The sequence below is a fragment of the Kutzneria viridogrisea DSM 43870 genome (assembly GCF_000525635.1).
Lineage (GTDB): Bacteria > Actinomycetota > Actinomycetes > Mycobacteriales > Pseudonocardiaceae > Kutzneria > Kutzneria viridogrisea.
Window position 1 is genome coordinate 5,231,993 of record NZ_CP007155.1, and the last position, 15,175, is coordinate 5,247,167.

Sequence of the window (15,175 nt, forward strand, 5' to 3'; positions counted from 1 at the left end):
GCTATCCCCTTCGCAACGACGAGAACCGTGAAGGAGTTGCTGAAGACATGATCACCTTGGGTGTCATCCTGCTGATCGCCGGATTTCTCCTCCAGATCCCCGTCCTGTGGTCGATCGGCATCGTGCTGGTCGTCGCCGGACTGGTGCTGGCGCTGCTCGGCAATGCCGGGCGCCGGATCGGTGGCCGCGCCCACTGGTTCTGATCGTTGCGACACCACGCGAGCCTGGTGCGTCCCACGGCCTGGGACACACCGGGCTCGTGCCGTGCGGGTGGCTTTGGTGCCGCCTGAAAGGGTTGGTACGGATGGAACTGCCGATGACACGGCCGTTCAGCGCGCTGCATGCGCCGCATCCTGCTGACGGGTTCGGCGCCGTTCTCAGGGAGTCCACTGGGAATGCCCGCGGTACTGCTCGTCAGCTGGTGGCCTGGGCTCTGCCCCGTCCGCCTCCGGAGCACGCGGCGCGGGCCCCAGGTCCACGAACAGTCGTCCGTCGCTTCCCTCGAACCAGGTCAGCCCGCTCAGCCGCGCCAAGCGGTCGAAGATGGGTGTCTGCACGATTCCCCCTTGGAGGAAGTCAGGCGACGGCGACGGTCGCGGCCAGGTGGTCATGCACCTCGGCCGGGGTCGTCACGAGCACCGCGGCGATCTGCTGGAACGACAGCTCGAACTCCTCGCGCAGCAACTGGCACAGGCCCTGCCGCGGCGGGAGGTGGGCCAGCGCGGAGCACCCGGCGAGGACCGCGCGGTAGAGCCAGCACGAGACCGCGCCCTCCTCAAGGAGGTGGACCTGGCACCGCCACGCGTCGATGAGGGCCTCGGACACCACGTCCTCGGCACGGCCGGGCTCGCCGAGCAGGCGCAACGCCAGCCGGTAGAGCCTGTCCTGGTAGCTGGACGCCAGTCGCTCGAAGGCATCGAGCGACTCTGAGAACGGCGCGTCGACCACGCTTGACTCCTCGGGGACCGCTCGGAACGGGCACGTGACCAGTCAACGGCCATCGTGGACTGCTCGTAGGTCAGTACCCCCAACCCAAACCGCAAAACCACCCGGAAGGGGCGAACAGCGGTCAGCGCCAACCCGCAGCGCGCGCCACGGCCTCGGCAACCTCGGCAACGGCCCGGTCGGCAGCCACGACGAAGTCCTCGACCTGGGCGCGATCGAAGATCCTGTCGAGTTCCCGCGAGCGTTCCAGGTGCCACCGCAGGCCCTCGGCGTCACCGTCGTGTCGCTGGACGAGCCGATCGCGGATGACGGCCAGGTCCGCGCTCAGGCGGCACACGGTGAGGCCAACGCCGAGCGCCTCGACGTACCGCTGCCGGTCGGCGCGGCTCTCGACCACACCGGCCAGCACCAGTCGCCGCGCGCCCGCGTCGAGGTAGTTGCGCGCCACCGACCCCAGGTTGCGCAGTTCCAGGCCGAGGTTGAAGGGGTCATCTGACGGGCTGGGCCAGCTCCAGCGCAGCCAGTCCAGGTCGATCACGGCGTGCGGGACCCTGGCCTCGGCGAGCAGGTCGCCGACGGCCTCCGCCACCGTGGTCTTGCCCACCCCCACCGGGCCGGTGATGAGCAGTGCTCCGTCTTCGTAGGCCACACCGGGATGGTAGATCGGGTGCGGGTCTCCCTGGCTAGCTACTTGACCGCCGGGCACCGCCGGCCGAACGCGCGGGTGCGATCCGGTTGACCGCTGGGACGGTGGGTACCCGGAGTAGGTGAGCACACCACCGGATCCAGATCCCGCACGCGCCCCCACCGCCACACCCCTCGCCGTCGGCCTGGTGTCACTGGCCACGGTGCTGCTCGTGGCGCTGATGGTGATCAACCTGATCCGCAACGGCTGAGAGGAACACACACGATGCCGACCATCTCCGAGCACGTGGACGTCCAGGTCCCCGTGCGGACCGCCTACGAGCAGTGGGCGCACTTCGAGTCGTTCCCCTCCTTCATGGCGGGGGTGGACCGGGTGCGGCGGCTCAACTCCTCGACCATGCACTGGGAGACCAGCATCGGCGGTCTGCACCGCGAGTTCGACGCCCGGATCACCGAGCTGAGTCCCGGCCGCATCGCCTGGCGCAGCGAGGATGGCGCCGAACACAGCGGCGAGGTCACCTTCGAGTCCACATCGGACAGCAGCTCCCGGGTGAGCCTGCGCATGGAGTACGAATCGCACGGCCTGACCGAGAAGGCCGGTGCCGCCCTCGGTGTTCTCACCCGCCGGGTGCACGGCGATCTCCAGCGCTTCAAGGAGGTCGTCGAGCGGGGCGGCACCGAACAGGTCACCGGCCCCGAGGACATGCCGAACTTCTACTCGCACACGGTGTTCCCCGGCCCGCTGGGCAACCCTCCGTTGCAGGGCAGGCGCATCGAGGAACCGTAGGGGCTTGCCCGGGGCGTGACCATCACGGACACTCTGCTGAACCAACTGGTCCCACCCTGCGAGGACACGATGCGCCTGGCCGCGCCCTTCGGTTCAGCACCACCGTTGCCCCACCGCGAACTGCACGAGGCGTTGCAGCGCGGACCGTTCCACCGGGCGCTGTCCCTGGCGATCGACGCGAGCGGGCTGAGCCTGCAACGCCTCCAGCACCGGCTCGCCACCACGGGCACCCAGCTCAGCAAGAGCACGCTGAGCTACTGGCGCACCGGCCGCAGCCGCCCGGAGCGGGCGAGTTCACTGCGGGCGCTCGCCGTCCTGGAAAGCGCTCTCGGGCTGGCGTCCGGCGCGTTGAGCGCACTGCTCGACACGCCGCGCCCGCCGCGCAGACAACCGCGGGCCAGGCGCCCGAAGTCGTTGTGGGCCAACGCACCCGCGGCCGTGTCCCTGCTGGCCGAGGTCGGCATGCGCACGGAGGAACGGCTCTTCCGGCTGAGCCTGCACGAGACGGTCCAGGTCGGGGTGGACGGGGTGCAGCACGGGGTGCACGTGCGCGAGGTCGTGCGCGCCACGCACGGGCCGGTGGACCTCGCCTACGCGCTGCTGTACGGCCAGCCAGGCGGCGACCCGCCCGAACTGGTCATGACCCGCCATTGCAGCCCCGTCGAGGTGCGCTCCCTGCCCGAGCAGTGCCTCACCGTCTGCGAGTTGGCGCTCGACCGGGTCATCGCCCAGGGCGAGACGGCGATCATCGAGTACCAGTTCGCGTTCCGCGACACCGCACAGGACCTGCGCTACGAGCGCAGGTTCAGCTACCCGGTGCACGAGCACCTGCTGGAGGTGCAGTTCGACCCGGGCGCGGTTCCGGCCGCCTGCTCCTCGTACCGGCGTGACGCGCTCGACAGTGCCGAACGGGACCTTCGTCCGCTCACGGCGAGTCCCTCGGGCTCGGTGCACCTGGCCCAGGCACCCGTGCCCGCCGGTGTGTACGGGATCTGCTGGCACTGGGACTGATCGCACGGCTAAACTCTTGAAACACACTGAAGGAAACCACTTCCCGTTAGCAGCACGCGCCGTTCGGCGCAATACCCCCGGAAGTCGGGTCCTGTCCAGTTGACGCCCACCCCTCCTGCGTCGGATTTCCGGCGCGCGCAGGTCACCTAGATTCGTGGGGTCCCTGCTGAAAGACCCGGAACCCCCTGCAGCACCACCTCCGTTCCGGGTCCTCCTTGCTAGGAGAAACCCATGCGTGACAACAGTCGTGGGCCCCTGCGCGCCCTCGCACTGCTCGTCGGCTCCTGTGCCGCGCTCGGTTCGCTCGCCCTGGTCCCCGCCACCGCGAGCGCCGCGCCGGTGCCGAACACCGCCTCGCCCAGCATCATCGGCGGCAGCACCGCCCAGAACCCCGGCTACATCGCGCGGTTCAACGGGCACGCCAACGGCTACACCTTCTTCTGCACCAGCACGCTGATCTCCGCGCGCTGGGTGCTGACCGCCAAGCACTGCATGCACGACAACAACGGCGACGTGCTGACCGACATCGACCTCTACATCGGGTCGAACAGCGCCAGCGGCGGGGTGCACGCCAAGGCGGCCAACAGCTACCTGGACCCCAGCGGGGACCTCGCGCTGATCGAGCTGGACACCGACGGCGGCAGCACCTTCGCCAAGCTGGCCAGCTCCAGCAGCGACGCCAAGCGCGGCGACCGGGCCACCGTCTACGGCTGGGGCGCCACCCAGTCCACCGACGAGGGCCACCACCAGTCGCCGGTGCTGAAGAAGGCCACCGTCACGGTGTCCAACACCAACACCACCGACAACGACGGTGGCCCGGCGATCAGCGCCAGCACGCCCAACGGGGCCGTGGCGGGCGGCGACTCCGGTGGTCCGATGGTGGACAACGGCGTGCAGGTCGGCGTCTGCTCCACCAGCGACCGCTCCAGCACCACGACCTACGGCAGCGTCGCCGCGGGCCGCGACTGGATCCGGCAGACCTCAGGCGTCTGACCGCGTCCACCCCGGCGGGCCCGCACCGAGCTGCGGGCCCGCCATCAGCGGCTGGGGCCCCCGCCGGTGGCGATCGGGCAGGGCCAGCCCAGGTAGACCTGGGTGCCCCCGGGTTCGGGGATGAGCTCGAACTCCGGTGCCAGCCGCTCGATCAGCAGCAGGCCGCGCCCCCGCACGGACCTCGCATCCGGCCGGGGCGCCCGCCACCGACCGTAGTCGGTGACGGTGACCGTGACGCGCTGCTCCTCCCGCTCGTAGACAGCGTCCACGTCGAACCGGCCCGCGGTGTCCGGGTAGGCGTGGTCGATCACGTTGGCCACCGCCTCGTAGCTGGCCTGCACCAGGTCCGCGACCTGGTCGGCCGCCAGCCCCGCCCGCACGGCCCACTCCCCCAGCGCGTGCCGGACGGCCGCCAGCCACTCGGGTGCGGCGGGCACCGCGTGCACCCGCAGGTCCGCCACTGGGGTCGGGGCACTCCCGTCGCCGCCCGGGGGCACGGTCTGATCTGCACCGGTAGTCACCCAGCGGGGATACCCCGGTGTGACCGCACCAACCCGGTCGTCATCCCTCCGGGTGGACGAAGATCACTGCGGAGGGTCACTGATCGACGGCACAGCGCTGCCTGGCGTGGGAAGATGGGCGCATGCTGACCCAGTCCGTGCTCCACCTGTCCGCGCTGACCGAACACGTCGTGGCGGCGAACTTCCTCGAGGTGGTTCGCAACGCGATCCTCATCTTCCTGCTGGTCGTGTTCCTCATCGGAGGGATCATCGGCTTCTTCATCGGCCGCGCCTTCGGTCGCAGGCGCCCGTAGCGCGAACCCGCCCGGGGCAATCCACCGTCACCGGCAGGTCGGCATCCGGCAGCCCGCACCTGAACACCGGTCCCTGTTCAGACCGTGCTGTTCAGCGTTCGACCCCCGACCGTGAACAACGCATCAGCCCTAGCTTGACCTGGCCGGCCACCTCGGTCGGCCACATCAAGGGGAGTGATGATGCGATCACCCATGGGCAAGATCGTCGCGGTGCTGACGGTCGTGCTGCTCGCCCTGCTCGGCGAGACAGTGACGGCCTCGGCGCAACCGACCTCGCCGCGCACCGCCGACCTGACCCTGCGCGGCGGGGTCACCGGCCGCTGCATCGACGACAGCAACGACGGCGGGTTCCGCACGTTCAGCTGCAACGGCGGGAACTACCAGCGGTGGGGCGTGGACGACTGGGCTGACAACACCCACCGGCTGATGAACAGGGTCACCGGCCGGTGCATCGACGACAGCGACTACGCCTTCCGTACCAACACCTGCAACTTCTCCCAGTACCAGAGCTGGTACTTCATCGGCCACGGCGGCGGGGTGGTCCTGAAGAACCAGGCCACCGGTCGCTGTATCGACGACAGCAACGACGGTGGGTTCCGTACGTTCACCTGCAACAACGGCGCCTACCAGGACTGGTACTACTAGGCCGAAGGGGGCGGTGCCACCCCTGCCAGGTGGCACCGCCGTATTCGGTCAGCCGTAGAAGTGGATGTAGCGGAAGTCGCCCTTGTTCACGTTGTGCCGCAGGTAGTGGCCGGTCCCGTCCCAGTTGTAGTCCTCGACGGTGACGGTGTTGCCGCTGGCGCTGTCCACGATGGCCACGTGCCCGTAGGTACCGCGGTCGGTCTGGGCGATGGCCCCGGGCGTGGGGTTGTTGTCCACCTGGTAGCCGTGCTGGCGGGCGTTGTCGTCCCAGTACTTGGCGTCCCCGTAGTTCGAGGCGCTCTCGCCGTGCCGGTCGATGTTGAACGCGGCCCAGGACACGCACTCGCGGTTGTACATGTTCCAGTCGTCGACCACGCTGTCCTGCGGGATGTTGCGCCACTTGGCCGGGTAGATGTCACCGATCGTGGCTGGCGAGGCGGACTGCGGCAGCACGGTGCCGAACGCCGCGGCCATCGAGCCGGGCACGGCGTGCGGGGTGGCCGTGGCGGTGCTCGTGGTCGTGGCGGCGGTGGCCGGGCTGGCCATCAGCAGGGCGCAGGCGCAGGCGGCCAGAGCCGCGCTGGTCAGGCGGGTGAGGTTCACTGTGGTGCCTTTCGGTGCAGGGATTGTCAGAACACGAACCAGTAGAAGGAGGCCGTGGCCTTCTTCCCGGCCGAGTCGGTGACGGTCACGGTGACCTGCTTGTTGTCGAATCCCCTTGGGGTACCGGAGATCACGCCCGTGGACGCGTCGATGGACAGGCCGCCGGGTAGGGCGGAGGCCGACCACTTGTACGGGGTGCTGCCGCCGGAGGCCTTCAGCGGCAGGGTCACCGGCTGGCCCGAGCGGCTGGTCTGGTTGCCGGGGTTGGTCAGGGTCAACTCGCTGGGCGTGCCGCCGGTGACGGTCAGCGAGTAGGTCGTCGTCTGCGTGGACTTGGGCCCCTTGCCGCTGACGGTGACCTGGTAGGTACCGGCCGGGGTGTCCGCACCGGTGGTGATGGTCAGCGTGGACTTGCCGCCGAGGTCCACACTGGACGGACTGAACGAAGCCGTTGCGCCGCTGGGCAGTCCGGCGGCCGACAGGGTGATCGCCCCCGTCTGCGGCGGGTTCGGGCCGTCGGGCAGGTGCGGTGCGATGTCGGCGGCGTAGGTGGACACCCTGGCGTAGACGGCGTTCCAGTCGCACTGCGTGGACATCCACGAGAACACGCCGACCACGGTGTTGCCGACCAGGTACGGTCCACCGCTGTCACCGACGCAGGCCGCCGCGTGGTGGTCGGGATAGCCGGTGCACAGCATCGCCGGGGTCTTGTACTCCTCCTGGCCCTGCGGGTCGGTGAACCGGCCCTTGCAGGCGCTGTCCGCCTGGATCGGGACCTCGGCCTGGCGCAGGACGTTGCTGTAGGTGTTGGCGGCGGTCTGCCCCCAGCCGATGGTCAACCCCTTGGTACCGGGGGCGTCCAGGCTGGTGTCGGTGGCCAGCTTCGGGTAGGTCGTCCCGGCGGGCACCGGCATATCCCTGTCCAGGGTGACCACGGCGATGTCGGCGCCCGCGGACCAGTCGGTGTAGTCGGGGTGGACCCACTGGCTGGCGATCTCCGCGGTGGTGCCGGTGTCCTTGGTGAGGTCATCGGCCCCGTAGACGAACCACTTGTGCCCCGGCTTCTCCAGCAGGCAGTGCGCCGCCAGCAGCACGGTGCGCGGGCCGAACAGGGTTGCCGTACAGGACTGCTGGCCGGGGAAGGCGGAACCCTCGCGGCGCATGGAGACGATGAACGGGTGCGCGGCGGTGGTGGTCGGGCTGCCGCCGACCACGGAGGGCTGCGCCGCCGCGGTGGCCGAGGTGGCGGTGATCGTGGTGCTGACCGACTTGCCCGCCTCCACCGTGCCCGAGGAGGGCGCGGCGGAGAGCGTGAAGTCCTTGGCGGGCGGCGGGGTGTCGCCGCCGGTCAGCTTGGCGCCCAGGGCGTCGGCCTTGGGCGAGCCCCAACCGGTGCACAGGTCGTAGCCGGTGCCCGCGTCGTAGGTGCCGTTGCCGCCCGAGGTGACGTCGTGGAAGGTGCTCGGGTAGTCCGCCGAGCCCGCGATCTTGTAGATGCTCTGGTTGAGCTGGCCGAGCCTGGACTTGCCGCCCGCCAGGGACTTCTGGTTGAGCATCGCCACGTAACCGGCCCACAGCGGGGAGGACAGGCTGGTGCCGCCGACGTCCTGCCAGCCGCCGTTCATGTACACCGAGAGCGCGCCAGCGCCGTAGTCGGCGACCAGCGAGACGTCGGGCACCGAACGGTACTTGTTGCTGCCGGGCTGCCAGTCGGGCTTGGCGTAGATCTGCGAGTAGGCGCCGCCGGACCGGGTGTTGCCGCTGCCGCCCTGGTTCCAGCAGGACTCGGACTGCCAGGTGCCCGCGCTGTCGGAGGTGCGCAGCTGGGTGCCGCCGACCCCGGTGAACAGCGGGTCGCTGGGCGGGTAGTCGGCCTGGATGGTGCTGTTGTCACCGTTGTAGCCGCAGCCGGTGGCGCCCCAGTCGCCGGAGGCGGACAGCATCGTCACGCCCTGGGCGGCCAGCTGCGTGTACGAGTCGTGCGAGGACGGGATCGGGTCCGCCTCGCACTTCTCACCGAGCAACCAGGAGTTGGACAGCACGGTGATCTTGTTGTCCGAGGCGATCTTGGCCATCTCGTGCACCCACGCCTCGTCGGTGTTGGGTGCGGAGTAGACGATCTGCGCGGCCTTGGGCGCGGTCGCGGCCACGGCCTGCACGTCCAGGGTGACCTCGAGCTGGTTGGAGCTGGGCGAGGGGAAGCCGCCGTCGACCTTGACCACCTGCGGGGTCACGCTGGGCTGGTTGAAGTACTTGGTCCAGGCGTCGATGTCGGACTGCTTGAAGGTGTCGAACTCGGTGAGCCCGACCGTCTCGCCGGAACCGTCGTAGGAACCGGACAGCCCGGTCATCGAGTACGCCGTGCGCAGCTGCGCCGGGGTGTAGCCGCCGCCGGGACCGCCCGGACCGGCGGGTGACCCGGCCCGGTGCGCGGCGGCCCGGTCGGTCAGACCGGTGACGCCACGCACCACGCCCGCGAGGTCCGCGGGCAGTGAAACGCCCTTGGTGGCGTTGAAGAAACGCTCGCCGGAGGTGGCGCGGAAGCCGGACAGCGCGGTGCTGAAGGCGTGTCCCACCTGGTCGGGCGTGCCGGTCGCCGTGATGACCTGGCGGTTGCCGGTGACCTCGGTGACGCGCAACCCGCTGCCGGACAGGTACTTGCTCACCTGGTCCACCGCTGCGGGGGTAGGGCCGAAGCGCTCGGTGTACTCCGCCGCGCTCAGGAAGTGGTGGTAGTCGGGGGAATTCGGGTCGGCCGTGGCGGCGACGAAGCGTTCGGCACCCGCCTGGTCGCGGGGCTTGAGCGCCACCGCCACGGTCAGTTCGGCGGGCAGGGCCGAGCTGTCGGCGGTGGCGCCGGACGGCAGGGCGGGTGCGGTGCCCAGCGGCACCAGCGGTGGCGGCGCGGCCGAGGCCAGCGGCGCCGAGATGACCGCGGCCACCGTGACGGCGGCCAGCAGTAAGGGACTCCTTGTCATGCGCTGCTCCGGGGTTGCAGGGAACGGAACAAAGCAACGCGGACGGTAACCAGGACAGGACAGCGGTTTCCAGGGCGCTGTGAAAACCCCGCGCGCTCAGCGGTGAACCCGCTGGTGGCGAGGGTGTGTCAACAGAATTGGCTACCAGTCCCAGCGGGCGCCGAGAATGCCCGCCCTGGCATCGCGGGCACTGAGGGTGACGGCGCGCGTCGCGCCGACCGGCAGCTCGCCGACCCGCCTGCGCGGGCCGTCCAGGCCGCGCTGCTCGTAGCGGAACACCCGCCTTGGCAGGCGCAGGCCGAACTGCACCTGGCAGAGGTACTGCGGGATCGGCCGGGTGAGCCTGCGGTGGTAGGAGTCGATCGGATCGCCTGGCGGGAACACCAGCTCGTACTCCACCGCGGTGACCTCGCCCGCGGCCAGTTCCCGGTCCAGCAGCAGTTCGCCGACGATCAGGCCGGTCGCCGGGTCGGTGCGGACCCTGCCGAGGCGGCAGAACCGCACGCCCCCGTAGCGCGGGGCCTGTCGCGCGAGATCCTCGGTCTGGTAGTAGGTCATCAGCCGGGTCACACCGTCCACAGTGGCCTCAGCGACCATGCGCACCCGCAGCGCCCGCTCGCGGCCCTGCTCGTCCACCAGCAGGTGGTCGTGCACCGACCAGAACGTGAGCTGCCCGTCCGGCGGCGGCTTCAGCTCCGCCGAGACCGGCCGCAGCGAGGGCCACAATCTGCGGCGTTCCAGCGCGTCGGCCGGGCGGCCCAGCCAGCGCCCGCGCGGAGCCCTGGGCCCGAGCAGGGAGGTCAGCGTGCCCGGAGACAGGCCAAGCACCTCCTCCAGCTGGCCGACCGCGTGCAGGGAGGACTCGCGCTCCGGTTGGGAACGACCGTGCCGCCAGTAGGACAGTGCGCTGCGGGACAGGGTCACGCCGCGCGCAGCCAGGTGCTGCCTGATCCGGTCCAGGCTCAGACCGGCGTCTTCGATGGCCGCGTCCAGCGTGATCGCGAACGAGCCGGTGTGCAGGGAGGACACCGGCCCACTGTCCCGCCGATGGGCCGTTCAGTCCAGCCCCCGGGCGTCGGCTGCACGGGAACTGCTCCCCCGCCACTTGTTACGGTGCCGCGGATAGCTCAACGAGAGGGGATGGACGTGCGGACATCGACTTCGGTCGCCGTGGTCACCGGGGCGGGCCGCGGGGTGGGTGCGGCCACCGCGCGGGAACTGGGTCGGCGAGGCCACCACGTGATCGTCAACTACCGCAGCAGTGCCGCCACGGCACAGGCGGTGGTCGAGCAGATCGTGGCCGAGGGTGGAGCCGCCACCGCCATCGCGGCCGACGTCTGCGAGCAGGCACAGGTGCGGGCAATGGTCGCCGCGGTGCTCGCCGAGCACGGGCGCATCGATGTGCTGGTGTGCAACGCGAACACGGTCAACCCCCGGTTCGGCCCGCTGTCCGAGCTGCCCTGGGAGGAGTTCATCGGCAAGGTCACCGGCGAGCTCGCCGGGGCCTTCTTCGTCACCAAGTCCGTGCTGGAGGTGATGCGCGGCCAGCGCGGCGGGCAGATCGTCTACGTGTCCAGCACCGCGGCCGATCACGTCGGCGGCGGGCGGCTGTCCCACTCCACGGCCAAGTCCGCGCTCAACACCTTCAGCAGGCACGTGGCCGCCGAGGCCGCCGCGGACGGGATCACGGTCAACACGGTCTCGCCGGGTCTGGTCCGCACCGAGGCCAGCGCCCCCGCGCTCACCGCCGAGCGCCAGGAGTACACGAGCGAGAACTCGGTCCTGGGCCGGATCGTGGAGCCGACGGACGTGGCCTCGGTGATCGGCCTGCTCACCGACCCGGGTATGGGCGCGGTCTCCGGTGCGATGCTCCGCGTGGACGGCGGTTTCGGCGTGCTGGTCGGTGGCCCCTCGTCCTCGGCCTGAGGCCGCTGGCCGCGAACCCGGGTCAGGGGCGCAGCAGGATAAGGCAGGAGGAGGTCGGGCGGTCAGCCCTGACGCGGTTCGGCCTGGTGGCTCGCGCCGTCCAGGCGTGCGCGGTCGGCGATGGCCTGTAGGGCCAGTACGTGCCCGCCGAGGGCGCGCCGCCCGCCGCCGGTGAGGTTGAGCCAGGTGCGCGGGCGCTTGCCGACGTACCCCTTGCGCACCTCCACGTACTCGGCCTTGCCCAGCGTGGTGACCTGCTTGGACAGCGCCGAGTCCGAGAGCCCAGCCGAGTCGCGCACGTAGCCGAACTCCGCCCACTCTACGGCGGACAGCAGGGACACGATCGCCAGCCGGGTCGGGTCCAGCAGCAGGGGGTCCAGTCCGTCCACGGCTCAGTCCCGCGCCTTCGCGGCCAGGATCCAGGCCTGCGTCCTCGGCCCCAGCAGGCTGAGGTACACCCCCACCACGACCCCGTAGACGATCATCATGTGCGGCACCTGGAGCAGGTGCAGCACGAGCATGAGCAGCCCGGTGCAGACCAGCAATCCGATCAGGTAGAACACCCTGGGTCGCACCGGGACCGAGCCCAGGTTCGCCCGGGCGGACTGGCCCATCAGGGTCGAGGCGAATCGACTGCGCACACCAAGGGCGTAGACGAGCATCACCGCGGCGAACGCCCAGCTGACCCAGCCGCGGGCGTCCTCGGGGAGCAGGTCCATGGCGGCGAGGTACCCAGCCAGGAACGCGCCGGCCAGGACCCACACCCAGCGGGGGTGCACCGTGCCGCGCAAGCCCTGCGCGCGGCGGTCCGACACCTCGCGCAGCGCCCTGGCAGCTTCTTCCGGCGTGGGTTGGGACACCGTGCTCAGACCTTCCTGTTCAGCGTGCGCAGCACCAGCCACTGATCAAACCACGCGCCCACCGAGGTCAGCACCACCATCACCAGTCCGATGACCAGGTGCGCGTAGCTGTGCAGCGGGGCCACCGAGTCGGTCAGCGCGCCCAGCCCCCACTGGAGCAGCAGCCGGACCGCGACCAGCGCGAGCACCAGCACGCGGGCGCCCGGTGAGCGCCAGACCGCCCGGATGTACTCGCGCCTGCGCGACAGCAGGCCGAACCACAGGCTGAGGTGCACCGCCGTTATCGTCAGCGGCAGCAGGCTGACCAGCGGGTACTCGGCGCTGAACTGCTGGCTGATGTCCAGGCTGCCCACGAGCAGCCCGACCAGCACGAAGTACCACGTGGGCAGCCCCTTGACCTGGGTCTGGTGCTCCACCATCAACATGTTGCCTCCTCGCGACTACTTGCCTGAAGAGAAAGTAGTACGCACTTTCTCTTCAGGCAAGTACTGTCGCGAAGGAAGGGGACTACCTCACTTCGCCCGCGGATCACCCTGCGCGCTGCCGGACTGGGCGGAGTGGGCCAGCCCTTCGGAGGGCGCGGGCATCCCGGCGATGTGCGCTTCGGCGCGGATGCGCTCACGCATGTGCGGGTAGTGCGACTCGAAGGCGGGCCGCTCGGAGCGGATCCTCGGCAGCGAGGTGAAGTTGTGCCTGGGCGGAGGACTGCTGGTGGCCCACTCCAGCGAGTTGCCGTGGCCCCACGGGTCGTCCACCGCGACCACCTCGCCGTACCGGTAGCTGCGGAACACGTTCCACACGAACGGCAGGACCGAGGCGCCCAGCACGTAGGAGCCGATGGTGGACACCGTGTTCAGCGCGGTGAACCCGTCCTGTGGCAGGTAGTCGGCGTAGCGGCGCGGCATGCCCGCGGCACCGAGCCAGTGCTGCACCAGGAACGTCAGGTGGAAGCCGATGAACGTGGTCCAGAAGTGCAGCTTGGCCAACGGCTCGTCCAGCATCCGGCCGGTGATCTTGGGGAACCAGAAGTAGATGCCCGAGAAGGTGGCGAACACGATGGTGCCGAACAGCACGTAGTGGAAGTGCGCCACCACGAAGTAGGTGTCGGTGACGTGGAAGTCGATCGGCGGTGAGGCGAGCAGGATGCCGGTCAGCCCGCCGAACAGGAAGGTGAGCAGGAAGCCCACCGCCCAGAGCATCGGGCTCTCGAAGGTCAACTGCCCCCTCCACATCGTGCCAATCCAGTTGAAGAACTTCACACCGGTCGGGACCGCGATCAGGAAGGTCATGAAGGAGAAGAAGGGCAGCAGCACCGCCCCCGTGCCGAACATGTGGTGCGCCCACACGGTCACCGACAGCGCGGCGATGGCCAGGGTGGCGAAGACCAGTCCCTTGTAGCCGAACAGGGGTTTTCGGCTGAACACCGGGAAGACCTCGGAGACGATGCCGAAGTAGGGCAGGGCCACGATGTAGACCTCGGGATGGCCGAAGAACCAGAACAGGTGCTGCCACAGGATCGCGCCGCCGTTGGCCGGGTCGAACACGTGCGCGCCCAGGTGCCGGTCGGCGGCCAGGCCCAGCAGTGCCGCGGTCAGGATCGGAAAGGCCATCAGCACCAGGATGCTCGTGATCAGGATGTTCCAGGTGAAGATCGGCATCCGGAACATCGCCATGCCCGGCCCGCGCAGGCAGACCACCGTGGTGATCATGTTGACCGCGCCGAGGATGGTGCCCAGCCCGCTGACCACCAGGCCGGTGATCCACAGGTCGGCGCCGACACCGGGGGCGTGGATGGCGTCGGACAGCGGGGTGTAGGCGAACCAGCCGAAGTCGGCCGCACCACCCGGGGTGAGGAAGCCGCCCAGCACGATCAGCCCGCCGAGCAGGTACAGCCAGTACGCGAAAGCGTTGAGCCGGGGGAAGGCCACGTCCGGTGAGCCGATTTGCAGCGGCAGCACGTAGTTGGCGAAGCCGAACACGTTGGGGGTGGCGTAGAGCAGCAGCATGATCGTGCCATGCATGGTGAACAACTGGTTGTACTGCTCGGGCGAGAGGAACTGCAGACCAGGTGCGGCCAGTTCGGTGCGCATCAGCAAGGCCATGAACCCGCCGACCACGAAAAAGGCGAAGGAGGTGACCAGGTACAGCATGCCGATCTGCTTGTGGTCAGTGGTGCTGAACAGCCGCAACAACGCCGTGCCCTTGCTCCGGCGTCGCACCGGGTACGGGCGCACCGCCACCGGCTCGAGCGAGACCGCCATGAGAGAACTCCCGTCTGACCGCGCGCAAATGACCGGGGCTCGACTACCCGGTCGATCGCGGATCATCTCCGGCGAACGGGTGAATTCCGACCAGCCTGGGTGATCTGCGGGAGAACCGCTCGCGGGCGGGTACCACCTTCGCCATGTCGGAACCGGAACCGGCCTTCCTCAGCACGGCCGAGCGCGAGCGGTTGGCCAGGGCTGAGCTGGCCATGGCCGAGGGCTGCCCCTCGGTAGAGCAGGAACTGCTGCTGATGGCGGCGGGCAGCACCGCGCACCGTGCACGGCGACACCCCAGCATCCGGCACCCCAGCATCCGGCACCGCGGCCGTCATCGCACGGGGCCGCGGTTCCTCACCGCACTGGCGGTTGCGGCCGCACTGCTGCTGTTCGTGGCCGCACTGCTCCAGGCGGTCGCACCGGGCTGACCGTCCCGCGTCACTTCTTCGGCCACTCCCCGGTCGCCTTGCGGTACCCGGCCGCGCCGCCGCGGTCGATGGCCGCCTTGACCAGTCCGAACACGGCGCCCTGCACGGCGGCCGCGGCCAGCACCTCACCCCAGCGGCGCTGCTCGTCGGTGGCCTCCGGCGCCTGCTTCTCCCCCGTGAGCAACTTCCACACCTGGTTGAAAGCGGCACTGGCCGCCAGCCCGCCGAGCACGCTGACCACCAGCCCGAGCGGCTTGTAGAGCAGTTTCAGCACGGGAT

The 15,175-nt window shown here is 69.8% G+C and carries 21 protein-coding genes; 9 read left to right on the top strand and 12 right to left on the bottom strand.

Going from position 1 to position 15,175, the window contains the following annotated elements:
• Positions 1-47: 47 nt before the first annotated feature.
• The gene (locus KALB_RS48275; RefSeq protein WP_169743532.1) at positions 48-203 is read left to right on the top strand and encodes a hypothetical protein; all 156 of its coding nucleotides are present in this window, start codon (positions 48-50) and stop codon (positions 201-203) included.
• A gap of 174 nt (positions 204-377) precedes the next feature.
• On the opposite strand, the gene KALB_RS46720 is transcribed toward KALB_RS48275, so the two are convergent.
• From KALB_RS46720 to KALB_RS23135, 3 genes are all read right to left on the bottom strand, one after another.
• Positions 378-557 (bottom strand): hypothetical protein, encoded by a 180-nt coding sequence (locus tag KALB_RS46720; RefSeq protein ID WP_148309585.1) that lies wholly within the window; start codon positions 555-557, stop codon positions 378-380.
• Between the two features lie 19 nt (positions 558-576).
• Positions 577-948 (bottom strand): sigma factor, encoded by a 372-nt coding sequence (locus tag KALB_RS23130; RefSeq protein ID WP_025358090.1) that lies wholly within the window; start codon positions 946-948, stop codon positions 577-579.
• A 121-nt stretch (positions 949-1,069) separates the two neighbouring features.
• The gene (locus KALB_RS23135; RefSeq protein WP_025358091.1) at positions 1,070-1,594 is read right to left on the bottom strand and encodes a P-loop nucleotide/nucleoside kinase family protein; all 525 of its coding nucleotides are present in this window, start codon (positions 1,592-1,594) and stop codon (positions 1,070-1,072) included.
• A gap of 118 nt (positions 1,595-1,712) precedes the next feature.
• Here KALB_RS23135 and KALB_RS49895 point away from each other — a divergent pair, with 118 nt between their 5' ends.
• The 4 genes from KALB_RS49895 (at position 1,713) to KALB_RS23150 (ending at position 4,381) form a co-directional block, all read left to right on the top strand.
• Positions 1,713-1,841, top strand: a complete 129-nt coding sequence (locus KALB_RS49895) for a hypothetical protein (protein WP_268872211.1) — start codon at positions 1,713-1,715, stop codon at positions 1,839-1,841.
• A 14-nt stretch (positions 1,842-1,855) separates the two neighbouring features.
• A complete protein-coding gene (locus tag KALB_RS23140; RefSeq protein WP_025358092.1) occupies positions 1,856-2,377 on the top strand; it encodes an SRPBCC family protein in 522 nt (173 codons plus the stop codon).
• Positions 2,378-2,392: 15 nt separating this feature from the next.
• On the top strand, positions 2,393-3,388 hold the full coding sequence (locus KALB_RS23145) for a hypothetical protein (RefSeq protein ID WP_025358093.1): 996 nt from the start codon (positions 2,393-2,395) through the stop codon (positions 3,386-3,388).
• Between the two features lie 231 nt (positions 3,389-3,619).
• Positions 3,620-4,381, top strand: a complete 762-nt coding sequence (locus tag KALB_RS23150; protein ID WP_025358094.1) for a S1 family peptidase — start codon at positions 3,620-3,622, stop codon at positions 4,379-4,381.
• A 44-nt stretch (positions 4,382-4,425) separates the two neighbouring features.
• Here KALB_RS23150 and KALB_RS23155 read toward each other — a convergent pair whose 3' ends face one another.
• Positions 4,426-4,902, bottom strand: coding sequence for an ATP-binding protein (locus tag KALB_RS23155; protein WP_081789459.1), 477 nt, complete (start codon positions 4,900-4,902; stop codon positions 4,426-4,428).
• 122 nt (positions 4,903-5,024) lie between these two features.
• Here KALB_RS23155 and KALB_RS47690 point away from each other — a divergent pair, with 122 nt between their 5' ends.
• Entirely contained in the window at positions 5,025-5,195 is a 171-nt protein-coding gene (locus tag KALB_RS47690) for a hypothetical protein (RefSeq protein ID WP_158510790.1), read from the top strand.
• Between the two features lie 180 nt (positions 5,196-5,375).
• Entirely contained in the window at positions 5,376-5,840 is a 465-nt protein-coding gene (locus tag KALB_RS23160; RefSeq protein ID WP_081789941.1) for an RICIN domain-containing protein, read from the top strand.
• 48 nt (positions 5,841-5,888) lie between these two features.
• Here KALB_RS23160 and KALB_RS23165 read toward each other — a convergent pair whose 3' ends face one another.
• From KALB_RS23165 to KALB_RS46725, 3 genes are all read right to left on the bottom strand, one after another.
• Positions 5,889-6,443: a CHAP domain-containing protein gene (locus KALB_RS23165; protein ID WP_025358097.1), complete on the bottom strand. Its 555-nt coding sequence runs from the start codon at positions 6,441-6,443 to the stop codon at positions 5,889-5,891.
• 26 nt (positions 6,444-6,469) lie between these two features.
• Positions 6,470-9,421 (bottom strand): trypsin-like serine protease, encoded by a 2,952-nt coding sequence (locus tag KALB_RS44125; RefSeq protein ID WP_081789460.1) that lies wholly within the window; start codon positions 9,419-9,421, stop codon positions 6,470-6,472.
• A gap of 141 nt (positions 9,422-9,562) precedes the next feature.
• Entirely contained in the window at positions 9,563-10,450 is an 888-nt protein-coding gene (locus KALB_RS46725; protein WP_025358099.1) for a hypothetical protein, read from the bottom strand.
• Positions 10,451-10,561: 111 nt separating this feature from the next.
• On the opposite strand from KALB_RS46725, the gene KALB_RS23185 reads away from it, so the two are divergent.
• Positions 10,562-11,347, top strand: a complete 786-nt coding sequence (locus KALB_RS23185; protein ID WP_030111906.1) for an SDR family oxidoreductase — start codon at positions 10,562-10,564, stop codon at positions 11,345-11,347.
• A gap of 62 nt (positions 11,348-11,409) precedes the next feature.
• Here KALB_RS23185 and KALB_RS23190 read toward each other — a convergent pair whose 3' ends face one another.
• The 4 genes from KALB_RS23190 to ctaD form a co-directional block, all read right to left on the bottom strand.
• A complete protein-coding gene (locus KALB_RS23190) occupies positions 11,410-11,736 on the bottom strand; it encodes a winged helix-turn-helix domain-containing protein (protein WP_025358101.1) in 327 nt (108 codons plus the stop codon).
• Positions 11,737-11,739: 3 nt separating this feature from the next.
• Positions 11,740-12,207, bottom strand: coding sequence for a hypothetical protein (locus KALB_RS23195; protein ID WP_025358102.1), 468 nt, complete (start codon positions 12,205-12,207; stop codon positions 11,740-11,742).
• A 5-nt stretch (positions 12,208-12,212) separates the two neighbouring features.
• The gene (locus KALB_RS23200; protein ID WP_025358103.1) at positions 12,213-12,632 is read right to left on the bottom strand and encodes a hypothetical protein; all 420 of its coding nucleotides are present in this window, start codon (positions 12,630-12,632) and stop codon (positions 12,213-12,215) included.
• An 87-nt stretch (positions 12,633-12,719) separates the two neighbouring features.
• Positions 12,720-14,468, bottom strand: coding sequence for an aa3-type cytochrome oxidase subunit I (gene ctaD / locus KALB_RS23205; protein WP_042220701.1), 1,749 nt, complete (start codon positions 14,466-14,468; stop codon positions 12,720-12,722).
• Between the two features lie 143 nt (positions 14,469-14,611).
• Between ctaD and KALB_RS23210 the strand changes: the two genes are divergently transcribed.
• Positions 14,612-14,896, top strand: coding sequence for a hypothetical protein (locus KALB_RS23210; RefSeq protein ID WP_025358105.1), 285 nt, complete (start codon positions 14,612-14,614; stop codon positions 14,894-14,896).
• Between the two features lie 10 nt (positions 14,897-14,906).
• Here the strand turns inward: KALB_RS23210 and KALB_RS23215 are convergent, their stop codons facing one another.
• Positions 14,907-15,167, bottom strand: coding sequence for a DUF4235 domain-containing protein (locus KALB_RS23215; RefSeq protein ID WP_201772029.1), 261 nt, complete (start codon positions 15,165-15,167; stop codon positions 14,907-14,909).
• Positions 15,168-15,175: the final 8 nt, after the last annotated feature.